We start from the raw sequence: 23,357 nt of genomic DNA, 5'->3' as shown, positions 1-23,357 counted from the left end.
TTCAAGGTCAAGGTATATTTTGATCTGAATTTCGATAAATCAAACAATATCTTAAACAAATTTCGTTTAAATCAAAAAGAACTGTTTTGGATCGAATACATCCACGTTAAACAGTTCTTTCTAATACAATTTAAGCAAGCATCTCTACAGAGCTCGAAAAATGCTATACCTTCAGATCCCACTTGCGAACTTCAGTCAAGGTACACTCTCCTGAGGAAAACGCTGTGATCCCGGTGGATTCCGGCCCTGGATAAATACGAGCTGTCATGACCTTCTCCCCACCTTGAATAAATACTTCAATCGACGAGACGTCCACAAAAATTCGCAGCTCCAGTCTACCGTCATGCAGCTGCACTTCAGCAGCACGTTCACCCCCGGGCCCGGCTCCTGCATGATCCCGATTGAGACAAAGTCTGCGCTCCCCTACTTGATAGGAGATGACTGTCTCTTCGCCTTCTCCTGTACGCAGCTTCAGTCCGAATTGGTCTGCCCGATCTGCTTCAAAGACGGCAAACAGTTCGTATCGATCTCCTTCCATCCCCAAGTCCCGTGTGCCGTTCAAGCGGATGTCATGTTGTTCAACCTCATTCGAACGATATTGCTCCAGCTCTGGGACTGGCAGGAAGAACAATCGCTCCCCCTTCAGAACAATCTCGCGCGGCAACGTCATCGCCCCTGCCCAGTGGTGACCCTGTTGGGTTGGGATATCCGTCTCCCATGTCTCCATCCACGCTACCATAATACGGCGTCCCTGCTCATCATCCGTTGTCTGTGGCGCATAAAAATCAAATCCGTAATCCAGCGGATGATATTGCTCATATTCCAATATGCCCCGCGATTCATCCAGTGTGCCAATCATGTAAACGGTGGAGTGCAAATTGCGATAGTTGTCCATCTGGGCTGGCATTCGCTGCGGAGACATGATCAGAATATCCCGGCCGCCGAGAGAAAACAAATCCGGACATTCCCAGTTGTCCCCGAGTGTGCCGTCACTTTGAGCGAGTATATTAACATAGCTCCACTGCTGCAGATTGGTCGAACGATATAGAAGGATTAAGCCACCGCCTTCCGTATCATTGGAACCCAGTACACAATAGTAGACGCCATTGCGCTCAAACACCTTGGGATCCCGGAAGTCCTTCGGACTCGTGTGTTCCGGAATCTGATCCAGACGGATGACCGGGTTCAGGGCACTTTTGACAAAATCCACCCCATTGTCCGAAGCAGCAATATTCTGCGTCTGTCGGTAATCGTTCTCCTTGTCCGGTCCCGTCACGACATGTCCCGTGTACATGAGCAGCAGCTTGCCATCCTGAACAATCGCACTGCCAGAGAAACATCCTCCGCTGTCGTAGCTCTGATCCGGTGCGAGTGCGACCGGAAGATACGACCACGTGACCAGATCATGACTGACGGCATGCCCCCAGTGCATGGGCCCCCATACCGGGGCATAGGGATAATGCTGATAGAACATGTGGTACATTCCGTTGTAGTATACAAAACCGTTCGGATCGTTCATCCAGCCTACTTCAGGCATCAAATGATACGCCATTCGATAGGTCGGATTAACCTGTTTCCGGTGTTCCTGGATGTAAACATCCGCCCGGGCAAGTGTATAGCTTTCCTGCGTCTGAGGCTGTGTATCTGGCAATGCGCCGTCTGACTCTTGTTCGTAATTTGACTTTTGTTTGAGGTCTAAATCCGTTTTAATTTGTGAACCCTTGTTTATGTCTGAATGCTTTTTTATGTTTGTTTCCTGTCTTACGTTCGGTTCCTGATTCATATGTCTATCACTCCTGTCTCTCTACCGCAATTTGCCTCAAACCGATTATTTAATGGACCCTTGCATCACACCCTGAATGATATACTTTTGCGCGAACAGATACACCACCAGCACAGGCAGCAGGGTCAGCACGAGACCAGCCATCAATGGGCCGTAATCGACCGTATAGGTCCCATAGAAATAAAAGGTGGATAACGGGAGCGTACGCTGCTCGGAAGAAGTCAATACCAGGGAAGGAAGCAAGAAATCATTCCAGATCCACAGGACGTTTAGCACGGCTATCGTCACGCTTGTAGGCAGCAGCACTGGCAATACGATGCGAAAGAAGGTCTGCACTCTGCCGCAGCCGTCCATTAATGCTGCTTCTTCCAACTCCAGCGGGATGCTCTTGATAAAGCCATGATAGATGAATACAGCCAGTGGACTGCCAAAGCCGATGTACATATAAATGAGCGACCATTTGTTATCCAGCAGACCGAGTGAACCGTATATTTTCACCAATGGGATCATAATGGCTTGAAAAGGAATAATCATGGCCGCTACCATCAGGAAAAAAAGATATTGGTTCAGTTTGCTGTTATGCCGTACAAAATAATGAGCCGTCATCGCTGCGAGCAGGGCGATCAGCAGTACACCTGCCACTGTAATCAGCAACGAATTCCCGAATGCCGATATATATCCCATTTTATCAAAGGCGCTAACGTAGTTATCCCATTGAAAGGACGCTGGAAGACCTAGTGGGTCCGATGTGATGGCTTGATTGGCCTTGAACGAATTCGTGATGAGCAGCAAAAACGGAAAAATGAACAACACGAGCGCTACCATTAATGAAAGCAGCTTAGCCCATCCAAAAATTCGAGATTGTCCAGCCATTATGCCTCCACCTCCAGTTTTTTGCTGAAATACACCTGGAGCAGTGTTATGGTGGCCACCAGGATAAACAGGACAAACGCCTCTGCTTGGCCAAGCCCGTAATCACGAGCCAGAAAAGCCTGTTCATATACATGCATGGACACCATTTCCGTGCTTTTGAACGGTCCGCCGCTGGTTAGAGAGACGTTGAGATCATAGACCATAAAGCCCCGCTGGAGTGACAGGAACACGCACACGATAAACGAAGGCACCATCAGCGGCAATACAATCCGTGCGAGCATCTTGCGGTTGCTTGCCCCGTCAATACTGGCCGCTTCCATCACATCCTTGGGCACATTCATCAGCCCTGCAATATATATGACCATCATATACCCGGCATATTGCCATACGGTAACGACGATCAGGGCCCAGAAAGCTTTGTCGGGGTCTGACAGCCATGAGGCTGCGAACAACGGGATGTTCATTTTCTGTCCGGCAAATACCAGCACCTGATTAAAAATAAACTGCCATATAAAGCCGAGCACAATTCCACCGACGAGATTAGGCAGGAAGAAGCCCGCTCGGAACCAGCCCTGCGCCTTCATGCCCCGTGTTACCGCGTAGGCAAGCAGGAATGCAACCGCATTGGTTAGTACTACCGTAATAAATACGTATTCCAGCGTCATCCCGAATGATGTCCAGAACACGGTGTCCTTGAACACGCCGACATAATTGTCCCAACCCACAAGACTTTGCTCCACAGCAATGCCATCCCAGTTCGTAAACGTCAAATAGATGCCGTACAAAAACGGAATAATCATGACGGTAGCGAACGCAAACAGCGTCGGTCCGGTAAAAATCAGTCGGGTACGTAGACGGGTCCATAATCCTTTTTCGGTCAGCATTGTCATCCTCCACTCTGTCCAACTGTATTGACTGCCGGTTAGCCGTAGACGGGAATGGCAGTTCGAAAATCCTCATCGCCCCACCTCTTGTTCCCGGCATACCATCCATTCTCTATGTGCAACAACAGAAGCCCGGAGGGCAGCAGGTAAGAAATGTTCCTCGCCTGTGCCCTGAGCTACTCTGGTTTATTTTGACGTTGAATTTATTTTACCTTGGTCCAATAGTCTTGAATTTCCTTGGCAAGTCCGCCCCGATCAATAACATCAGCCAAATATTTCTGCATGGAAGCACCCAGTTTGGACCAATGGTCGGCTGGAAGTGTGCTCATTGATTCCTCGATTTTACCTGCCTTAATGTAATCGCCAATCGACTTGCCGAGCGGATCAGCCGGTTCTAGAGTGATATTGCTAAATGCCGGAATAATGGTCGCCTGATTCACCAGGAAATCCTGCCCTTTGGCCTCATAGACAATCCAGTCCAGAAATTTCTTGGCAGCTTCCTGCTGCGCAGGTGTGCTCTTTTCCTTGTCGATCAGAATGCGTTTGGATACGGCTGCCGAAATTTGCGTGTTGCCAAAATCGTCCGGATTGTTGCTCACAGGAACCGGCAGGAAGCCATATTTTCCATCCGCTGTATCAAAGCTGTGAATTTGAGGCCAAGCCCAGTTCCCCTGGAACCAGATGCCAACCTCCCCTTTGCCCAGCACTTCGGGTCCACGCTCATACGTCCCGGATAACGGGGAAGCTTTGTCGATGTTATAAGTCTTCATCAGGTCAAACGTATCCATCAGGCCATTGAAGACGGTGTTGGAAGCCAAATCCACCTTGCCTGCCTTGAGGTCACTAATGAATTGATCAACCTTGGCGCGATCCGGGGACTGTCCACCGTACGCAAGCCCAAGGTAGTGGGCACCGAGCGACCAATCCATCGGAGAGACGATCAAAGGTGACTTTCCAGTGGCTGCAATCTTTTGGAACAGCTGCTCAAGCTGATCAGTGGTCTGTACGGATTGAGGATCAAATGTGCCACCTACAGCCTGATCCAGCACTTGCTGATTGTAGATGAAACCGTATCCCTCAATGGAGAAAGGAAATGCATAGTTTTTGCCATCAAATGTGGTAGCTGATGTGCTGTTCTCGACAGCATCCTTCATCCACTTCTCTGAAGTGAGATCCAGAACGCGATCCTTGAATTTCTCAACATCCCCTGTATCCAGCATCATCATCGTTGTCGGGTTACCGGATGCATACAGCGCCGAGGCTTTCTCAAATGGGGATTGACCGTTGCCTACAGGCACAATCTCCAGCGTAATACCGGGATTCTCGGACTGAAAATCCTTGGCTGCCTGTTCCAACTGACTGTTAATCTCCGCTTTGGAATTCAGAAGCGTGATTTTGACCTCACCGTCCGATGAGGATGATCCTGAGCCTGTTTCTGTCTTCGCACCGCCACATGCGGATAACATCACAACCATAATTAAAGATAATACCGATAATTTCATCCATTTCTGCTCTCTTTTCATCTGTCATGGCCCCCGTTCATTAATATAAAAGGAAACGCTTACAAAACAGATTATAATGTCAAAGGTTTGACATGTCAATCGTTTGACATAAAAATAAACAAGTTTCCTTCCCTATTGATTTTTACAATATTTTAGACGAATCAAAGAATGCAAAAAAAACGACCTTGCTCAGGTCGTCTCCCTCTCCACCAGTGTGACTGGTAAAATATGCTCCATCCCGATCTCTTCCTCAGCGATCTGACTTCGGATCAATTCGACTGCAAGCTCAGCCATGGCCTCCATTGGCTGCCTTATGGTTGTAATGCCTGGCATCGCATAACCCGCCGCCTGGATGTCGTCATAACCAACAATTGCGATATCCTCGGGAACTTTGCGACCCTGAAGCACGATCTGCTTCAAGGCATGAATGGCCATCAGATCACTGGTGACGAACAGTCCATCCACTTCGGGATGCTCAGCAAGCAGTTTTCCGACCAATTCAGTGTACTGATGCTGACTGAACACATTAAGGTCGGTTTCATGAATCATGACCGGCTGGATTCCATGTGCCTTCAGTGTGTCCGTGAAACCTGTCGTTCTGCGATTGGACAGCATTTGCAGCCCTAGATTGCCGCAGATATGCGCAACGTGTCGTCTGCCTTTGGAGAGCAGTAATTCGGCTGCCATAACCCCGCCCTGATAATTATCAGATGAGATGAACGGGATGTCGGTACCAATCTGCCGGTCCAATGTAACAATGGGAGAATGCAGATTCATGTACTCATCCACTTCGAGCGTATGGCTTCCCATAATAATTCCGTCGACCCGGTTACCCTTGAGCATTTCCACATACTCTCGCTCTTTGGAAGGGTCCATGTGTGAGTTGCACAGCATCATTTTTAACCCGTTCCGGTATGCATGAAACTCAATATAATTCGCCAGTTCACCAAAAAACGGATGTGACACATCAGGAATAATCAAGCCGATGACATTGGACTGCTTACGCAGCAGAGAACGGGCAATTTCATTGGGACGATAATTCAGTTCGTTCATGGTCTGATACACTTTATCCCGGGTCTTCTGACTGATGTAACCCCGATTGTTTAATACACGCGAGACGGTAGTTACGGAAACGCCTGCTTTGAGTGCAACATCATGAATTGTTGCCATAACAACCTCTTTTCCTACAACATTCTTCATATCTTAATGATTATATACGTATTTCCAGCCCGGAACCAATCCCCACGCCCGTCTTCGCTTTACTTCGCCTGGATCTTCGCTCTGGGCATACTGTGCATAGCCCCTTGTGTCACATGGGCCTGCACCACATACGTACCTGGCTGCTCAAAAGTATACTGCACCTCATACAGACCATTCTCAACCTCGCTTGCCTTCAAAGCGCCTTGTTCCTCCAGCTTCTCCTCAGTCATCATTCCTAATTCAGGCGAGACTGCTGGGGCATCCTCAAGCTCATCCCAGATCTGGAATTGAACTTGATCCGCATTGCTTACCGGGACATCACCCTGAGTGAGCTTCACCTGCAAGGTCACGGGCTTATGGAGGGAAGCCTTGTCAGGGACCATGAGCTTCACCTTAATCATCTCCGGCATCTCACCTGACTGGGACTGCTTCTGTTCCGAACATCCCGCAATCAGGAGGGTCAGAATGATGAAGGGCATGAACCAACGGACTTGTCCGCTCATCAATGATCTGTCCTTTCTTATGAAGAAGATTTTGGTGTTTTGCCAATTCCCCACAGCATAACAATAATGATGATAAATGCGATCAGTGCAAGTAACGGAATGGTGATAAAACCAAACCAGTTCAAATAATCGGTATAACACGGAATTTGTCCGCATGCCACTGAACTTCCTGTAGCCGAGTAGATACGCTGAATTGTTACATGGTATAACGAGATTCCACCTCCGATGAAACTAAGCGGAAGAACATATTTGGTAATGCCCACGTCATCCTTGAAGTAGGCAATGCCGAGTAGAATCGTTAACGGATACATGAAGATCCGTTGGAACCAGCACAGATCACAGGGGATGTATCCCTTAATCTCACTAAAATAAAGGCTGCCTCCAGTCGCAATGACTGATACGGCCCAGGCAATAAACAGACGGGTATCAATATGTTTTGCCCGTCGCTCAGGCTTTGAAGCTGTGTCCATCCGCTTGAACCCCCTTTTCTTGTTTGATCATACCGAATAATAATACAACATACATGACTCCAACGGGCTAATGAATACAATTATGTACAGTCCACCACCGTACCGTGAGCAAAAACACGTGTCGAGGTTGCTGACTGCCTTGATTATACCAAATATTTGAATATTTTGATGTGGCCTTTTTGCGTCCATGTAATACAGATTGGATTGCTGATTCCCAAAGTAAGATAAGATAAGATAAGATAAGGAATACACACTAAAATGAAAATGAAAAAAGCTGCCGTATGGGGCAGCTCTTTTCATTTTTCTTTTATAGATAGTAATTACATGGATTTAGTTAATGTGATGGAGCCGTCTTTTTGAGTCCATTTTACATCCCACCCAAGAAGCTCAGCGATGAAACGCAGTGGCACTTGTGTACGTCCATCTTTGTTAACAAAGACCGTTGCACCCACATTTTTCTTCATGCCGTTCACTTCCATAACGTTGTTGTTCACCCAGAACTTCAATGTATCATTGCCAGCCATTACCGTTACTTGTTGTGCTTTTTTATCCCATTTCACGGTTGCACCAATTCCTTCGCTCAGGAAGCGCAGTGGAATATAGGTTGTGTTTTTCCAAAGCATTGGCTTGGTGTCCATGTTGGTTGTTTTGTCATTGATTTTCAGCGTTTTGCTGTTCAGCTGCATCCATACAGTTGTTGTACTTGTTTCGGGCATTGTCGGTGTAGTGGGTTGCTCTTGGAATTTATCATTGAATTGAGTCACAATTGCATTACCCAGGGCTTGACCTACACCAAACATAACTTTGAATCCTTCACGGTTAGTCGTGTACGAACCTTCGTAGTTAGCCGCAGCGTATTGATCCAATACTTGTTGTACTTGCTTCTCATGTGTCGTCAATGCTTGTTGTCCGGCAGCTTTTGGCAGGTTACCCGCTGTAGCGGAATCCAGGAACGTCGCGAACTCCGTTGTAAATCCGTCAATACGTTTCTCCACAGCTGCACGAGCTGTTGCATCATTGTTTTTAACCGCTGTTACATAGTCGCTTTGTGCATTCACGTGGTTGGTTACCCAAATTTTCTCGAACGCATTGGCACCGTCATTACCGTAAATGGAAGCAATCGCTGCCTTGAAATCCGCTGTGTTTCCAGCTTCAGCTGTAACCAGTGCATTGGATGCTGCTGTGCGGCCATCGTATTGCTCTTGCATTTGCAGAGCCGACAGAGCGAAGTGCTCGGAAGCCAAGTGGTTCAGTGCAGATCTCAGATTAGCTGCTGGTGTATCCGCTTTGCTGTTCTCGAATTTCTCAGGCATTTGTGTTGTGATTGCTGTGGAAAGTGCTTTACTCACGTCGAACATTTCTTTGAAACCTTTACGGTAAGCTTTGTATGCATCGGTGTAGTCACCTGCTACATATTCATCAAATACTTTTTGCACGAGATCTTCATGTACTTTCAAAGCATTTTTGGCTGCTTCTTTTGGCAATTTGCCTTCCGTTGCGGTGCTGAGGAATGTAGAGAATTCTTCTACAAAACCGTTGATATTATTCTGAGCCTGTTTGATTCCAGCCTGGTTACCCATCTTAGTTGCTTTCACAAGATCATCTGTATATTTGTTATGAGCGCGGAAGATACGTTCGAATTCTTTGGCTCCTGCATCACCGTAAAGGGAAGCGATTGCCGGCTGCATGTCCAATGCATTTTGGTCGAGTGCTTTGTAAGCTGCGTCTGCATCTTTTGCTCCGTCATATGCCTTCGCCATTGCGGTTACTGCGAGTGCAAAGTGTTCGGATAACAGGTGATCCAGGCTCGCTCTCAGGTCAGCAGCAGGTGTATTGACACTTGCCTTCATTGTAGTCATTGGTGTCTGTGGTGCTGCAGCAGCCCCGGCGATTCCCGGCATTAATAACGTCAAGCTCAGCATCGGTGCGATAAATTTCTTCATTTTCATTTTCATTACGTGTCACTCCTCGGTTAGTTTTGTTTATCCTTTGTTTCCTCGTCGTCGTCTTCATAGGGTATAACGCAGGGTTCTTCAATCTGGATCACTCTCTGGGCAAAAAAAATTGCAGCCTCCGCTCAGGAAAGCCGCAAATACGCGTCACAACAAGGTTTATCTCAAATTTAAAATTTTAAAATTATAGTGATCCGCTCCATTTAGCACCGCATACATACTGTAAGAGAAGGACTTTATTTTCCTTTATTTATCAATAAAAACTTACATCCAAGGTAAACTTGAAGTACAATGAAAAGAACGATTGATTTCAATGAAGGAGGTCATCGCATGACATTGCTGCCCTATATTTTAATTGTTGGCATTGCCCTATTCGGTGGAATTGCTACCATGATCATCGGGAATTCAAAAGCGAATCAGACCAGCAACCCCGAGTATGATCGCAGGACCAGGCAAAATCTGAGCAAACTTACCTATGTATACGTTGGTGCCATCGTTCTCGGTATAGGCGGTTTCATCCTGTATTTAGTGAATTGAAGAGCCCTTAATCTCAGCAAAGTAAAGTACATGTCTGAACTTTTCGAGTAATTTAAGGTTTCATTGTACATATGGGATGGTGTGGCGAACCATTCCCTTCTCTCTTAGGATGGCCAAGAGTCCACGTATCACCCACATATGCATTTGTTCATAAAGACTTTTCCTGCTGAAAGAATTACCTTCCTGTGTATATCCCTGCTCAAAATCAGCTGCAATCTCTGACAGTTCTCTCTCTGTAACAGATGTGGGAATGAAGGAAGTCAGCGCGGCTGCCTGATCGAAATGAATATCCCCTCTCCTTGCTTCTCCAACATCAATAATGTGAATGCTCTCCTCTAAACAACAAATTCCAAATGAAAAATCCTTACACATGTTTACAAGTTCGAGATAATTCAGAATTATTCTGGATATGTTCCGCGGGTAATATAAAGCCATAAGGACAGCAAGCCATTATAAAAAACACAATTTAAAGGAGAGTTATACACATGAAGAAAAACTTGAAGAAATCCGCAGCAACGATGATGGTACTGGGCATGACATTAACAGGAGCAACGGGCGTGTTCGCAGGCACTCAGCTGGAGAAAATCTCGGCATATCTCAACCATGGGATCAGCTTCAATGTAGACGGTGCGGCGTACTCACCAACGGATGGCAATGGCAACAAACTGGCTCCAATCACTTACAATAATTCAACTTATCTGCCTGTACGTGCCATTGCTGATGCGCTGCATGTACCTGTATCGTATGACGGTAAAAAAGGACAGGTGATCATCGGAGAAGCTATAAGCAATCCTTCCACATTGAACAATGTAACCTATAGCGCAGCGCAAAAAGAAGCCATTCAAAAGGCATTTGCACAGTTCGATGGCTTCGAGACAGCATACGCTCCTGAGCAGATGATTGCAGGTGATACGTTCAAAAGTGTAGGTGCTGGCGGCGATGGAGTGAGCTTTACATTTAATCATATGAAAGTGGATGTGTCTCCAAGAGATTATTCGGACGGTTACAATGGCAAAGATGTCAAACTGTCCAATGGCGTCACAGCCAAGTGGTACACACCGGATCAAACGGGTATGCTCACGTTCAAACTGGATGATCGTTACGTCACAATAAGCTCACCTGACCATAAGCTGTCTCAGGCTCAGTTGCAGCAAGTGGCTGTATCTGTGCAAAAGGTTCAAGGCAATGATCAAGGCGTTACGGGCTTCGCTGATGTGAAATATACCCAAGAACAATCAGCTGCCATCCGCAAAGCCTTTGCGAAATTCCAAGGATTTGAGACTGCGTACGCACCACAACACATGATTGCCGGGGATTCATTCAAAAGTGTGGCTGCAGGTGGCGATGGTGTAAACTTTGTCTTCAATCACATGAATGTCACGGTGTCGCCTAAAGACTTCTCCTTCAGCTATGATGGCAAAAATGTTAAATTGCCCAACGGAGTTACCGCCAAATGGTACACACCGGATCAAACCGACATGCTGACATTCAAACTGGATGATCGCTATGTGACCCTCAGCTCAACAAATAACGCTTTGACTCATACACAGCTGGAGCAAATGGCTGTATCTGTACAAAAAGTGAAATAATTTCGCAGCTAGAATCATAGAAACACACTGAAAATCATAAAACTAACAAACACACATCATTCTGTTCTTCCTGTGGTCAGGGACAGATTCAATGTGTGTTTTGTCCTATACAAGATGATTGCTATGATTCTGAAAACACTGCTTTCGTCCGGATTCATTTCATAATGAATAGCGTTATAATGAAGTATACTGCATCTAACAGAAGAAAAGATAAGGAGTGTACTTCATGAACCAACGGATCGATTTATCCCCGGAGCAACTGCAGCAACTTGCAGGTGAATTTAACAAGGCCTCGCAGAACGGGCATGCTATCCTTACGCAGCTCAAAACGATGATTGATCAGTCTGAGGGTCAGTGGGAAGGTGAGCGTCAGCGTGAGTTTCTACAACGAATGAATGATAGCCTGACGTCTGTGAGCCATTATTTGCGTGGTTTGCAGGAAACAAGCAATAGTCTTCAGCAGACGGCGACCCGTTTTCGTGAAGCGGATCAGTCCCGATAGGCAAAAGCACATGCCACATCACATTGCTTTAAAAAAACCATGTACCCGAAGATGAGTTATCATTCCTTCAAGGCCATGGCTTTTTGCATTTTCTATGATTCACTCAAACTTACAGCAAACGCCTCTTCTTCCTCATCTGCATAACCCCTGAAAATAATCTCTTCGATATCTTCATGATTAAATACATAGGTATAATCCGCATTGATATACCCTTCCGGGTACAAACAGCCAATATAATCGAACTGACGTGGTGGTTCCGTCATCAACATTTGCTTGCGTCCATAGATGACCAGCTTTTTGGTGCCTTCTTTTAAAAGGATGACGGAGCCAGTAGGCAATAAAGTGGATGTTTCTTTTTCCATAGTGATTGTCCTCCTTTATCATTTTATGTTTTTATTATTGGCATGAACCTCATCAGACTTGTTCAACACCTGGCGAAGCCAGTAGTATCGGTGCACATCCATAATAAAGTGAAATACAACAAAAGCCAGCATAATATAGACACAGATGAGCACGACAGCTACGGTCTGCTGCGTAACAAACGCCAGTGAAATGTTAGCCAGAAGATATCCACCCCCCGTTAACATCGTTAGCGTAGCTACTGGCATTCTAGCGCCCTTATCCCCTTTTTTCCGCTGAGGATACTGTTGCAGTTTACGCAAGTGAAACTTCGCATACTGATATAATGCAAATCCATATAAAACAAATGATCCAATGGCGTACCACGGCGTTGTAAGGCCTAACATGCCGTATGCGAACTTTTGCACAATGACCATAAAACCCAAAGAACAGACGATCCCAAACACACCCCGAAACAGGACATAATTCACCTGCAACCTTCGTGGTGCCACAATCAACGCGATGGCCCACACATTCATCACCGCTAGCAACGGTAGGAGAATATAGGCGTATGCGGATTGGAACGGAGCACTGAACACGGGAATTAACAGGAATATATTAAGAAAGAAAAGCACCAGCGTACCCGCACTGAATCGAATGCCATCTACCGCATATACAGCCAGATAATTTTCGAATGTATCCCGATGATAGGACGTTCCTTCATACATCGTAGAAACCGAGGCGCTGGTCGTTGAAGTTTTACGTTTTTTGCTTGCCATTTATTTAAACCACCCCGCTACTGTAGACCAGGCTTTCTTTGCACCATGCTTAACGACATCCTTCACAGAATCATCCTTCCCATCGCCATCCAAATCCATATTCATGGTTATCCCTTCCGCAAGATAAGTCAGGCCTACGGATACGCCTAAACCAACTGCGCCTACTGCCAACACAGGTGCTGCTGCAGGCAGAATAGCCGCTGTCAGAAGTGTCGCGCCAACGGTTGTTGCCCCGCCGACAACAACGTTACCGATGATATCGCCAGCAACTTTGTCACTAGACGCATTATGGCTAATGTTCTCCTGGGTATCAGTGAAAACATCAATGCCAACACTTGCCCATCCCAATTTGTCCGTTAATGCAGATTTGACCGCATAACCCGGCTTGACCATAGAGGCTATTTCCTTGATCTGCGGGGTAGCGGTTCCATTAGTAAGTTTGGCTTCGATGTCACGGACATAATGAATTTTGTAGTCTCTTGGTCTTCCGTTCACAATCTTGTTATCTTTGACCGAATCGTAACTTTCACGAACCAAAATACGCGGCGTATTCCGGTCCAGCTGCGGCTTGACCATGTAGCCATTTTTCACGCGATATCCCAACCGGGCAACAGCCGCGGCTCCCGTCAGTGTTCCTACCGTGCTTCCTGGTCCGTCAAATGGAGCGATTGGATTAATTCCGGTCAGCCCAAATGTACCACCTGATTGATCCTCCTGTTCCATTCGCTCACGGGTGGTTTTCACAAATGCCGCCAGTTGCTGCATATTCTGTCCAGCGTTCTGAAACCGTTGCTGGTGTGTCTGGTATAAACCGATGATAGTTTGACGATTCCCCGACTGCCAGACTGCACCCTGAATGGAACGTTGCAGAGCGCCATCCACCTGCTGCAGTTGTGCGGTAACCTGTTCAATCTGCTGTGCGAGGGAGTTCAGGTAGTCCGCTTTCATGATAATTTTGGTCAATTGGAATTCCTCCTTCGACTTGCGTAGATGATTACACGTGGTTTAGACCAGAGGCAACATAGATAATGAACGTGTCGTTAGCAAAAATAGACTCTGCACCACCTCTTCTTCGGTCACCTTGAATGCGGTCAGATCTGTATCTTTCCCTTCAAGGAATAACCAATTGCCACCGGTACTGCCCAGAAAATAAATGGTTTGCGGCTTGCCCTCCGTCCCGCGAGTGTACACATCAAACTGCCCCTGTCTTAAGATCGTCACGAAAGCATGGGATAACTCGTTGATCAACGACTCATTGAGGTGATGGTCCTGCTGTAAAATCGATTGAGTGGACTCGACGTCTGATCCGATCGGTAACGCGAATAGTTGCTGCAACGTTTCTGCCTGAATGGCTGTGCGCAACATTTCCTCTGCCGTATTGGGCAACTCAATCCGGTTCCCCATGAGTTGGAACAGATCCTGTAATTCTTTGAAAGAAGACAGTACCGCCTGATCCCGTGCGGGCATCCATACCCATTCCACAATTTGCATGCCTGATAAAAAACCATAAGTCACGGACGATTCACCATCCACGATATGCAGTTCAAGCCGGATAACTGCACTACTGAGCTTACACCCCATCAGCAGGTTATGTACTTGCCGATCTATAGTGACTTGCCCATCCTCTACTTCAATGACACTATCTTTAACCAGACGGTTAACAACTTGTTTATACATACCCTCCGCCTGCTCACCCTCCAAGGAAGGATTATTGAGATCCCGGAGAAGCTGTTCTGCTTCGGGAATATTCATCAGTTGAAACAGAAACAAGGCCTCTCGGCCAGAACATTCAAACGATGTATATGAAGGCAAAGTCATTCCCCTTTTCCTTAATATAAGATTGAACATGTTATGTAAAAGTCTATCATTTTATTGTAAAAGGATATGCAGCTGTGCTCAATGCGCCCACGCTCCTGATATTGGGATGATCAACCTGATTATATTTACCCAAAAAATGAATAGAGGCACAGCAAATGCTGCTGTACCCTTACTAATTTATTAACACTCAAAATTCCCTTGCCAAGTCAGTTAAACGAATCACTCTCCGATAGTTCATGTAATCGATCATATCCTCCCAGTCCAACTCACCTGCATTACCATCACGATAGTATACGGCCGCAGCCGGTAGGAAGCCGACCAACGGTCCCATCCCACCACAGATCATCGCGCCACCGTCGCCACCTTTGGGCATCATGTTTCCAGATCCATCAAGCGTAAGCTCATAATTATAGGGATCTCCAGCAAACTGGACACCAAAAAAGTTGGGCAGCTCCAAATCATACGGACGGTCATTCTCGACGAATAGGGAAGGGTCCGGCTCTATCGATTCATCCACAATTCCCTCCACCTCTTCGAGGCTTCCAAAATGCTTCAATTTCAACGTGTAGTCGAAGCTGTCTCCCCATGGAAATAACGTGCGGCAGCCCCCTCCGTACAGATACTCCCACTCATCTTCAGTAAGCAAACCAAAACCTGCTTTTTCTTCTTCATCGATGAGGTACTCCAGCGTCAAATCTTCATTGAACCAAAATATCTGTACTGCCTCATTTTGACGAACCAGACGGAACTCTTGATGCAGTTCATACTGGTTCAGATCGGACAACTTAAACTTCTCCAATTCTTCTGCAAAATAGGCATTCTCCTGCGCCATCGCTTCAGCTTCCGTCACTTCAATCCAACCAAGGGAATGGCTGCTGCACTCCACCAGCATGGGAGCAATGTGCACGTCCCTAACCGGAGACATCTGGCTACTTAAAAAAGAATCCACATCCTCCACACCATACTCACTGACCGTCTCCAGAAAATCTGAGGAAGTCTCCTCGTTCATCCCATCCTGCCAACGATCCCATCCAAGTGTCACCCGATCACCAGGCACAAACACAAATCGCTGCTCATCATACGAAAATACACCTGTCTCGATTCGCTGACCGAATCGTTCAAATGTCTCCAATCCCTCATACTTCATACCTTTGGGAAAATGATTGACCAAATCACGCAGCCGCTTCTCTTTTTCCTGAGCAGATAAGCCTTTCCATGCATCCCGATTCAATGGCCCCATATACTCACCCACCTTTACCTGTATCCTCATACATCACATTAACCTTGAAAAGTCCTCACGGATATATCCTTATTTCCCTGCAGCTTTTAACAGCTCTAGCAGCAACTCTTTCCGTCTACCATCCGCCTTGCGTGCCAGCGTTGCAAGCTTCTCTACCTTCCCCCAAATCGGATACAGCACACGCTCCACTTCATAGGTTTCCATCCCATGCAACGATTGGACCAAAAGTTCAAGCTTATCCTCATTCTCCAACTCTGGCTGAATCTTCAGCTTCAAAGAATCCGTAGAACGAAGCAAACAGGCAACTAATGCAGGTACCGTGCTTGCCGTTACACCTTGTGTCTCAGCAAAGGCAGCGGTGAATTTATCCTGTACCAACTGGTGCTCATCATCCACTTCTCCCATGTAATATTCAACCAACGGGAAATACCGTTCATCTGCCAGTCCAAGTCCGAAGGTTGCGTAACTGCCTGGCATACAGTTCTTTTCACCCTCTGTATCCGCATAAAATTCGAACTCTTCGATTGCTGCACGTGCATATTCTTCAAGCAGCGGATGCAGCTCCGGGTACTCAAGTAGGTTTGCGAAAAATCGATGCGTATCCGACTTCGCGAGACCTTTAATAGGCAGATACTGCTTCACGCTGGATTTGAGCTTGATCTTGTAACTCTTGGGGAAACCCTGCTTCAGCAAACGGGTGATAAAAGCAATGGCTTGTTCGTAGGCAGCTGCTTCTTCCTTGCGAATGATGATGGTAATGATCGAGAACACATCGTTGGCTGTGCATTCCACATGCTCATTTTTCAAATAGATATCTTCCTTGGCATAGGTTCCGCTACCTTCCGTCATCATGCGCGCTGCTCGGTTACTGCCAAGCTGTTTCGCCAGCTCCAGGAAGTTGAGGCCTTTCGGTTTACTGTAACTAGGCTCATATCGAAGAATCATCACGGCTGCATACAGCAGCAGATCAATAGGCTGTACCACATGATGCCCATGCTCACTCTGAAGCTGGTCCTCCTCCAAAGAAGCACCTGGCTTAAGTGTATATACATTGGTGCTGTACGCAGAAGGCTGTACATCAAAGTAGCGTGGCAAAAAATAATGCTCTGCCCATGACGTTATTGCGCGAATAATATCACCACGATGCTCCGCCAGGGCTTCCTGACGTCCTTTATTTAACTCCTGAATACGATCATATTGCGCTATAGTCCACGCTACGTCCAGTTCAGGGAACAATTTCGGGTCAAGCAGGTGACGCGTCAAAAAAAAGGATTCCAACGGCTTTGTTGGATATGTACCATTCAGCAGCTTTTGGTCTACGTATGTATGAATGCGCTCAAGCAACTGCTGCCTTTTCCCTTCGTTGATATATTCGAGCATGGTCACTTGCAGCTTTCCTTCTGTCGTTGGGAATTTCCCGCGAAAGGTAAACCGATAGTCGATCAAGGGTGTATCCGCCAGCTTGTCTAATTTTCCTTGAACCACTTCTATAAGCTTGGGCTGAATTTCATTCCGCACCTGTTCCTCGGTAAATGGGCCTGCATTCTTTGATTTCAATCCTTCATCCAATCCAAGGTCCACACTGTCTAACGTAGTCCGTCCAGGTCTGTAATCCAGCAAAATATCATTAAAGATTCCCATTTGCAGCGTTGTTCGCTTCACTGCCTTTTCCAGGTCTTCCCGCTTCAACTGTTCATCAAACCATTGTTCAATTACCTCAATCATCTCTTCCATTGCCTGATCATAGCGTGTACTCATGCTTCGACCGCCTTCCCATTAATCAGATCATTGCTCAAACCATCTATGCTAAAAATACGTATTGATGTTCGTATATTACTTATTATTCTACTCTCTCGCGCATCTGCGAAACAATAAGTCTTACGTACGGTTGTACGTCAAGAAATGAATGGATAAGCTCTTCCATACATGTCTATGCATCCCCCACGCAAAATAAAAACACCGGAATTCAGGCGATTTCCCGCCCAAATCCGGTGTATTTACGAAATACTTCTTCCTTCTTGTATTACTTTAGTATGATTCATCTCGTAAACCATTCACGGTATTAATTGACTGTTTTGAACCATTCATTGACTTCCGTTGTGATTTGATCGCCACCCATGGATTTCCACTTCGTTACGAACGCGTCGAATTCATCGATGCCAATCTGACCATAAATGATTTTGCTGAACGTATCTTTCTCCAACTTGTCGAGTGCATCTTTTTTCATCTTCATCGTATCCGTCGGTGCACCCGTGAATTTGTTCTTGATTGCATCATCCTTATGAGCTACCACGACTTGAGCCGCAGCGAACACTTCAGGTTTGTTGGCAATTTTTGTATTTTTCTCAAATGGTGTTTCAGGCTGCTTGCCTGTAGCGAGTTCTGCCAATGTATCCATCATCAGGTTCGGAATCCGTGCACCGTCATACGTAATTGTGTATTTGAGGGGGGATACCCCATCTTTCACTTCAGCTTCACCAAGCACTTTACCATCTACGATATCAAAGTCATATCCTTGGGCAAAGCCATGTTCGAACTCCCCACCCACTTCTGGATTAGCGAAGTTATCGAACAAATAATTTTGATATGTGAAGAAAATTTCTGGGTTTGCCATATCCTTGTTGATCAACACAACCCCGTTGCTGGCACCTGAACCGTGGTGATGGCTCTCGCCAGTCGGTCCGGTTGGCAGGGCAATGGCTTTGTAGGTAGCGCCGTCCACATTTTTCTTCACATCATCGATCGGCCAGTTCGGCATCCAGTGTGGTCCCACAATGATTCCGGCTTTGCCTGCTGTAAACAGTTCAGCTGCCTTGATCTCATCATATACGCCGGCTTCCTTCGGCAGATAGCCTTTGGACAACCAGTCTTTCATCGTTGCAAGTCCTTCTTTCACACCCGGTTGAACCGAGCCGTATTCCAGTGTTCCTTCTGCATTCAGATTCCACTGTCCTGGCATCGTGTTGTACATGCCGAAGATCCAGCCGGATTCAGTCATCCAGGTATTGAGGGCATTTTTCATGCCGACCGTCAGACCGTACGTATCCTTTTTACCGTTACCATCCGGGTCCTGATTCGTAAATGCATCCATCACCGTCACGAGCTCATCGATCGTTTTGGGTTCTTCCAGTCCCAGCTTCTTCAGCCAGTCTTCACGGATAAACATAACCGGGTCGCCGTTGTAAGCATAGTCAAAGATCGGAATACCATACCGTTTGCCTTCATACATGTACGGGTACCACTCTTCCGGTGCGGATTCAGCAGCCCCTTTCCATGTGTCGGATGCATACTTGTCGAACAGTTCACCTGCATCGGCGAATTTACCCGACTCAATCAACTCACGCACCAGATTGTAGTCCCCACGGATGGAGACGATATCCGGCATCTCCTCGTTAGCCGACAGGGAGAGACGAAGCTTCGTATAAAAAGCATCATTGGTCACGGACACAGCCCAAGGCGTGGTCAGGTCGATGCCCAGACGCTCTTTGGCCCATTTGGTGTGCACGTTGTTCTGTGCAGTCTCTCCGTTCTTGAACTTTGTATCATCATTCCAGGCTCGCAAATAGCTCATCTGAACCGCAGGTTCATACTTACCGTCTTGCAGCGCAAGTGGCGCAGCCGCTTCCTTGGATGGTTCTTCCTTTGCCCCCGAACTGCATGCCGTTACGGCAACCATCGTCAGTGCAAGCAATGCAGTCATCATTTTTCTATACATGAAACCCCTCCTCAATCACTTTGAATGCCCTTACATGAAAAGGATAGTGCAGCCGGGGAAGCAAACATATATCACAATTTCAATGTTCATATTGATTTGTTAACCGTTCCGAAAATCCTGCGGGGTCAGGCCATAATGTTTGCGGAAGACTTGAATGAAATAAGGGGTATTGTTATATCCCACTTCCTGACCGACTTCATAAATCTTCATAGCCGTGTGCTTCAGCAAGTGAACAGCACGTTCCATTCGGGAACGGATAATGTAATCACTGATGCCTTCACCCGTCGATTGTTTATACATTTTGGACAAGTAAACCGGGTGCAGATGCACTTCCCCGGCTATAACCTGCAAGGAAAGATCTTCGCCCAGATGGTGGTCAATCCATTGCTGGACCTGTCTGATCATGTTCGATCCATTTTCCTGGCCTGTGTCCTTTGTGCTTCGAGCCCATTGTTCCATCACGCTACGGGTCCAGGCTTCCAGACTCCGAAGTGACACGCCGTAGCCGTCCTTCAACAGTTGCTGATACTGCTCACCGAGGACATCGGACAACTGCCTGCCCTCCCGATGAGCCATGTACGAGAAGGCTGCTGCGAGATAGTGAAAAGCAACATAGACATGCTCCGGGAACACACTATCCGATAACTCGGCGAAAATCGAATCAATCTTGTTACTCGCGTCCTCCATCCGTCCTGCTTCCAGCAGTGCGGTCAGTCCGGGTGGCTCATAGAGCGCCGAAAGTGATTTCAATGTTGCTCCATGGGAGTCGGCAGCCGCATTGAGATGCAGTCCTTTGCCCGCTTCCGCCTGCTTGCGCAAGGCACTTACAGCCTGATGATATAATTGTGGAACCTGATCCGGAAAACGGCCTATCCGGCTGACTGACAGTGAAATGGTGGCGTTTAAATACTGCTTCACACTGTGAAGCAGCCGTTCTCCGAGCCGCCCCATCAGCAGTTCAGGTTCAGACTGTGCCTGTTTCGGACTTGCCATGAAGACGAGATCATCATACGCATCATCCGTATGGCAGAGATGATAGCTGCTGCCAAAAATTTCTTCCACCACGTTGGAGATGGCGTATTTCATCAGACGGAATGCCTTGTGTGTGGGCTGTGGGTCATCATAGCGGATGAGCAGCAGCTGCATTTTATCCTGGGGACGGAATCCAATCTCCAATTGCTCCAGCTTCTCCACAAGTTCGCTCTCTGCAAATTTATGTCCAAGCAGTACATCCTTCATTAATCCCGCCCGCTTCTCGGGTAAATGTTCCCTCACCGAATACATGGCGCGCTGATGCATCAACTGTTTCTCTCCCTCCAGCCGAATCTGGACGGAGGCCTGCTGCACCGCTTCGATCAGCTCCTCATCCCGTACGGGCTTCAGCAGGTAACTTACTGTTCCATGACGGAGTGCCTGCTTCGCATAATCAAAGGACGCGTGTCCGGATAAAATGATACATTTGGTCCGCTCCCACTTTTGCCGAATATGACTTACCAGATCCAGACCGGACAAGCCCGGCATACGAATATCGGTGATGATAATATGGACCTGATGTGCCGTCATTTGCTGTAATGCCTCTTTCACCGAGTACGCCTTGTATACGTGTCCAATCCCATGTTCCCTCCACGGTATGGAGGATGCAATCGATTCCACCGCTGAATGTTCATCATCCACGACCATTAGATTCATCATTAGGGTATTCCTCCTCAAACCATCGTATTTCCACACTGAGACCCCCATATGGGATCGCTCCAAAATGAAGCCCCGAAGAATGACCATATCGTGTAATGAGCCGCTGGTGTACATTCCAGGTGCCCGTGCCAATTTCTTCACCCATCGGTTCATTGATCTCCCGTTCTAGACCGGCGATCTCTTCCTCCGTCAAAGTAACACCGTCGTTATCGACAAACAGACTGTATCGTGTGAAGTTCCTTCCATCGATTTGTTCTTGTACTGCCATGCCTGTAACCACAATGTGACCGCTGCCCTCCATCGGTTCAATGCCGTGAATGACAGCATTCTCCACGATAGGCTGGATCAGCAGCCTTGGAATGTGCTGCTGCATCAGTTCCTGCGGTACGGCGATCTCATACGACAAACGGTTGGTGCGCATCTGTTGGATGGACAAATAATTGTCCAGCAGCCTAATTTCCTCTTCCACGGTGGTCATATCGTTCTCATCACGTGTGATGTAGCGATAGTAATCACCCAGGCTGAGCGACATGGCAATAACCGCTTCGCGGTTGCCGAGCTGCGTCATATTTTTAATATAAAACAGACAATTGTACAGGAAATGAGGATTAATCTGTGATTGCAGATGCTTCAACGTCGCTTCCCGTGAACGGATGCGTTCCTCATATACCTTTTCGATCAGCTCCTGAATCTGCTCGGCCATGTGATTGAAGCTCTGAGTTAGGTACGCGAATTCATCACGGGAGTGATCGACCGGAATTCGTGTGGACAGCTGTCCTTTGCGAATCTGCTGCAGCCCTCTCATCAGACGTTGTATCGGCACCTGTACCTTTCGGTATAACAACAGTGCAGCGCCAATACTGAGCACGAGCAGCAGCAAAATCGAGGTTATAAACATATTTCGGCTCTTGTCCATAGGCGTTAGCAAGTCATCCAGCACAACCGGGTTAACATAGATTCCGTTCAGCTGTTTGGAGAGCACATAACTGACCAAGTACTTCTTGCCCCCCACCTCCAGCTGATGGTTGCCTTCACTATCCAGTTCGGTTAGTGGCATGTCCCGCATTACGGCTTCTACTAGCTCGGGGTCCGCACTGCGATTTAATAGAGGCTCGTTGCCCGGGACGAGTAGAAATGGATCTCCTCCCTGTGCCTCTTTGAAATCATCCAGCATGGCAACAATATTCATCGGATCAAAATTAATCTCCATCACCGTCCGTACATCCGTGGTCACAGGTTTTTCATTCCACTCGTAGTTATCCGTAAAGAAATAAGTAAAGCTGCCTTTGTTCAACTGCCATCGGCCTGGCTGTGGGAACTTCAACATCTTCTCATTAAAGACCGTCCGGTTCGACATGGTGGACAATACCAACTCTGCCTGAGGAAGCACAATGGTAATATCGTTCTTCCAACGGCTGGTGGACTGGTATAGTGACAATTTGTCGAGAATATCGAGATAGATGCTGTTTTTCTCATATTGGCTGGTTGATTCTGTCATGTAACGATAGTGTAAAATGCTTGGATCACGCAGTAAAGTCAGGCCGTAGAGCGAAAGCTGCTCAATATTTTTATCCACCTGAGAGCTAAAATAGTTGAACTGGTTCAAGCTGGACTGCTGCTTCTCCTCCACGATCATGTCCACGTTCGCCTGATTCGCGTAGGTATAGAGCAGCAAAATGGGTACCAGCAAGCAGACCAGCAGCATAACTGTTTTTGAGAATACTGTAAATTTCATTGCTTCACCCTGTCCCGGTTAAAGTAAAGAACCATATCGAAGTCCTATTTTATATTGAAACCCCTTACATATCTATACTGAATTTCAAATGAGTCACTATTCGGTATACGTTTTCAACAAGTTAATAAATCAACATCCGCCTTGAAATGTTGTTCTATAGCCCGCCCGTTTCCATTGCTATAATTCAGTTGCTCCACTACTTGCAGAGGCTGACTGGCCTCATTATGCAGAGGCTGGACGATAT

General features: G+C 46.9%; 20 protein-coding genes. 3 read left to right on the top strand and 17 right to left on the bottom strand.

Features of this window, described 5'->3' with window-relative positions; translation table 11 throughout:
• Window positions 1-163 precede the first annotated feature (163 nt).
• From HW560_RS09925 to HW560_RS09890, 8 genes are all read right to left on the bottom strand, one after another.
• Complete coding sequence (locus HW560_RS09925) at window positions 164-1,783, bottom strand: glycoside hydrolase family 32 protein (protein WP_179262934.1); 1,620 nt, start codon at window positions 1,781-1,783, stop codon at window positions 164-166.
• A 45-nt stretch (window positions 1,784-1,828) separates the two neighbouring features.
• A complete protein-coding gene (locus HW560_RS09920; protein WP_090904647.1) occupies window positions 1,829-2,656 on the bottom strand; it encodes a carbohydrate ABC transporter permease in 828 nt (275 codons plus the stop codon).
• A complete protein-coding gene (locus tag HW560_RS09915; protein WP_090904646.1) occupies window positions 2,656-3,540 on the bottom strand; it encodes a carbohydrate ABC transporter permease in 885 nt (294 codons plus the stop codon). Before HW560_RS09915 ends, HW560_RS09920 begins: the two co-directional genes overlap by 1 nt.
• Before the next feature lie 203 nt (window positions 3,541-3,743).
• The gene (locus tag HW560_RS09910; RefSeq protein WP_218834990.1) at window positions 3,744-5,063 is read right to left on the bottom strand and encodes an ABC transporter substrate-binding protein; all 1,320 of its coding nucleotides are present in this window, start codon (window positions 5,061-5,063) and stop codon (window positions 3,744-3,746) included.
• A gap of 168 nt (window positions 5,064-5,231) precedes the next feature.
• Window positions 5,232-6,212: a LacI family DNA-binding transcriptional regulator gene (locus HW560_RS09905; RefSeq protein ID WP_090904645.1), complete on the bottom strand. Its 981-nt coding sequence runs from the start codon at window positions 6,210-6,212 to the stop codon at window positions 5,232-5,234.
• Between the two features lie 89 nt (window positions 6,213-6,301).
• Window positions 6,302-6,745 (bottom strand): FixH family protein, encoded by a 444-nt coding sequence (locus tag HW560_RS09900; protein ID WP_090904644.1) that lies wholly within the window; start codon window positions 6,743-6,745, stop codon window positions 6,302-6,304.
• A gap of 17 nt (window positions 6,746-6,762) precedes the next feature.
• Complete coding sequence (locus tag HW560_RS09895) at window positions 6,763-7,215, bottom strand: disulfide oxidoreductase (RefSeq protein WP_076291195.1); 453 nt, start codon at window positions 7,213-7,215, stop codon at window positions 6,763-6,765.
• A 320-nt stretch (window positions 7,216-7,535) separates the two neighbouring features.
• Entirely contained in the window at window positions 7,536-9,170 is a 1,635-nt protein-coding gene (locus HW560_RS09890; RefSeq protein WP_257031831.1) for a copper amine oxidase N-terminal domain-containing protein, read from the bottom strand.
• 327 nt (window positions 9,171-9,497) lie between these two features.
• Between HW560_RS09890 and HW560_RS09885 the strand changes: the two genes are divergently transcribed.
• From HW560_RS09885 to HW560_RS09875, 3 genes are all read left to right on the top strand, one after another.
• Window positions 9,498-9,704: a hypothetical protein gene (locus tag HW560_RS09885; protein ID WP_090904643.1), complete on the top strand. Its 207-nt coding sequence runs from the start codon at window positions 9,498-9,500 to the stop codon at window positions 9,702-9,704.
• Window positions 9,705-10,189: 485 nt separating this feature from the next.
• Window positions 10,190-11,293, top strand: coding sequence for a stalk domain-containing protein (locus HW560_RS09880; protein WP_179262932.1), 1,104 nt, complete (start codon window positions 10,190-10,192; stop codon window positions 11,291-11,293).
• Between the two features lie 226 nt (window positions 11,294-11,519).
• The gene (locus HW560_RS09875) at window positions 11,520-11,795 is read left to right on the top strand and encodes a WXG100 family type VII secretion target (protein ID WP_111620624.1); all 276 of its coding nucleotides are present in this window, start codon (window positions 11,520-11,522) and stop codon (window positions 11,793-11,795) included.
• A gap of 92 nt (window positions 11,796-11,887) precedes the next feature.
• Here HW560_RS09875 and HW560_RS09870 read toward each other — a convergent pair whose 3' ends face one another.
• From HW560_RS09870 to HW560_RS09830, 9 genes are all read right to left on the bottom strand, one after another.
• Window positions 11,888-12,157, bottom strand: a complete 270-nt coding sequence (locus tag HW560_RS09870) for a DUF4176 domain-containing protein (RefSeq protein ID WP_090904639.1) — start codon at window positions 12,155-12,157, stop codon at window positions 11,888-11,890.
• 18 nt (window positions 12,158-12,175) lie between these two features.
• Window positions 12,176-12,862, bottom strand: coding sequence for a hypothetical protein (locus HW560_RS09865; RefSeq protein ID WP_090904753.1), 687 nt, complete (start codon window positions 12,860-12,862; stop codon window positions 12,176-12,178).
• A 51-nt stretch (window positions 12,863-12,913) separates the two neighbouring features.
• Window positions 12,914-13,876, bottom strand: a complete 963-nt coding sequence (locus tag HW560_RS33780; protein ID WP_256222499.1) for a hypothetical protein — start codon at window positions 13,874-13,876, stop codon at window positions 12,914-12,916.
• Window positions 13,877-13,918: 42 nt separating this feature from the next.
• Entirely contained in the window at window positions 13,919-14,731 is an 813-nt protein-coding gene (locus HW560_RS09855) for a hypothetical protein (RefSeq protein WP_090904638.1), read from the bottom strand.
• Window positions 14,732-14,918: 187 nt separating this feature from the next.
• The gene (locus tag HW560_RS09850) at window positions 14,919-15,971 is read right to left on the bottom strand and encodes a hypothetical protein (RefSeq protein WP_090904637.1); all 1,053 of its coding nucleotides are present in this window, start codon (window positions 15,969-15,971) and stop codon (window positions 14,919-14,921) included.
• 69 nt (window positions 15,972-16,040) lie between these two features.
• Window positions 16,041-17,729, bottom strand: a complete 1,689-nt coding sequence (locus HW560_RS09845; protein ID WP_179262930.1) for a DUF6138 family protein — start codon at window positions 17,727-17,729, stop codon at window positions 16,041-16,043.
• A 304-nt stretch (window positions 17,730-18,033) separates the two neighbouring features.
• A complete protein-coding gene (locus tag HW560_RS09840; protein ID WP_179262928.1) occupies window positions 18,034-19,686 on the bottom strand; it encodes an extracellular solute-binding protein in 1,653 nt (550 codons plus the stop codon).
• A gap of 99 nt (window positions 19,687-19,785) precedes the next feature.
• The gene (locus HW560_RS09835; protein ID WP_179262926.1) at window positions 19,786-21,378 is read right to left on the bottom strand and encodes a response regulator transcription factor; all 1,593 of its coding nucleotides are present in this window, start codon (window positions 21,376-21,378) and stop codon (window positions 19,786-19,788) included.
• Window positions 21,353-23,113 carry a sensor histidine kinase gene (locus HW560_RS09830; protein ID WP_090904633.1) on the bottom strand — a complete coding sequence of 587 codons (1,761 nt, stop codon included), beginning with the start codon at window positions 23,111-23,113 and terminating at the stop codon, window positions 21,353-21,355. The genes HW560_RS09835 and HW560_RS09830 overlap by 26 nt, the downstream gene beginning before the upstream one ends.
• Window positions 23,114-23,357 lie beyond the last annotated feature (244 nt).

Source organism: Paenibacillus sp. E222, from assembly GCF_013401555.1.
Lineage (GTDB): Bacteria > Bacillota > Bacilli > Paenibacillales > Paenibacillaceae > Paenibacillus.
The sequence above is the reverse complement of the archived record's forward strand: the minus strand, read 5'-3'. Positions and strand labels throughout refer to the sequence as shown.

What these genes read in the sequence shown, in the direction of transcription:
- HW560_RS09855 (WP_090904638.1), bottom strand. Translation starts at nt 14,731, where the DNA reads ATGACTTTGCCTTCATATACATCGTTTGAATGTTCTGGCCGAGAGGCC.
- HW560_RS09880 (WP_179262932.1), top strand. Translation starts at nt 10,190, where the DNA reads ATGAAGAAAAACTTGAAGAAATCCGCAGCAACGATGATGGTACTGGGC.
- HW560_RS09920 (WP_090904647.1), bottom strand. Translation starts at nt 2,656, where the DNA reads ATGGCTGGACAATCTCGAATTTTTGGATGGGCTAAGCTGCTTTCATTA.
- HW560_RS09915 (WP_090904646.1), bottom strand. Translation starts at nt 3,540, where the DNA reads ATGCTGACCGAAAAAGGATTATGGACCCGTCTACGTACCCGACTGATT.
- HW560_RS09885 (WP_090904643.1), top strand. Translation starts at nt 9,498, where the DNA reads ATGACATTGCTGCCCTATATTTTAATTGTTGGCATTGCCCTATTCGGT.
- HW560_RS09870 (WP_090904639.1), bottom strand. Translation starts at nt 12,157, where the DNA reads ATGGAAAAAGAAACATCCACTTTATTGCCTACTGGCTCCGTCATCCTT.
- HW560_RS09830 (WP_090904633.1), bottom strand. Translation starts at nt 23,113, where the DNA reads ATGAAATTTACAGTATTCTCAAAAACAGTTATGCTGCTGGTCTGCTTG.
- HW560_RS09835 (WP_179262926.1), bottom strand. Translation starts at nt 21,378, where the DNA reads ATGATGAATCTAATGGTCGTGGATGATGAACATTCAGCGGTGGAATCG.
- HW560_RS09850 (WP_090904637.1), bottom strand. Translation starts at nt 15,971, where the DNA reads ATGGGGCCATTGAATCGGGATGCATGGAAAGGCTTATCTGCTCAGGAA.
- HW560_RS09900 (WP_090904644.1), bottom strand. Translation starts at nt 6,745, where the DNA reads ATGAGCGGACAAGTCCGTTGGTTCATGCCCTTCATCATTCTGACCCTC.
- HW560_RS09925 (WP_179262934.1), bottom strand. Translation starts at nt 1,783, where the DNA reads ATGAATCAGGAACCGAACGTAAGACAGGAAACAAACATAAAAAAGCAT.
- HW560_RS09865 (WP_090904753.1), bottom strand. Translation starts at nt 12,862, where the DNA reads ATGTATGAAGGAACGTCCTATCATCGGGATACATTCGAAAATTATCTG.
- HW560_RS09840 (WP_179262928.1), bottom strand. Translation starts at nt 19,686, where the DNA reads ATGTATAGAAAAATGATGACTGCATTGCTTGCACTGACGATGGTTGCC.
- HW560_RS09875 (WP_111620624.1), top strand. Translation starts at nt 11,520, where the DNA reads ATGAACCAACGGATCGATTTATCCCCGGAGCAACTGCAGCAACTTGCA.
- HW560_RS09910 (WP_218834990.1), bottom strand. Translation starts at nt 5,063, where the DNA reads ATGAAAAGAGAGCAGAAATGGATGAAATTATCGGTATTATCTTTAATT.
- HW560_RS09890 (WP_257031831.1), bottom strand. Translation starts at nt 9,170, where the DNA reads ATGAAAATGAAAATGAAGAAATTTATCGCACCGATGCTGAGCTTGACG.
- HW560_RS09905 (WP_090904645.1), bottom strand. Translation starts at nt 6,212, where the DNA reads ATGGCAACAATTCATGATGTTGCACTCAAAGCAGGCGTTTCCGTAACT.
- HW560_RS09895 (WP_076291195.1), bottom strand. Translation starts at nt 7,215, where the DNA reads ATGGACACAGCTTCAAAGCCTGAGCGACGGGCAAAACATATTGATACC.
- HW560_RS09845 (WP_179262930.1), bottom strand. Translation starts at nt 17,729, where the DNA reads ATGAGTACACGCTATGATCAGGCAATGGAAGAGATGATTGAGGTAATT.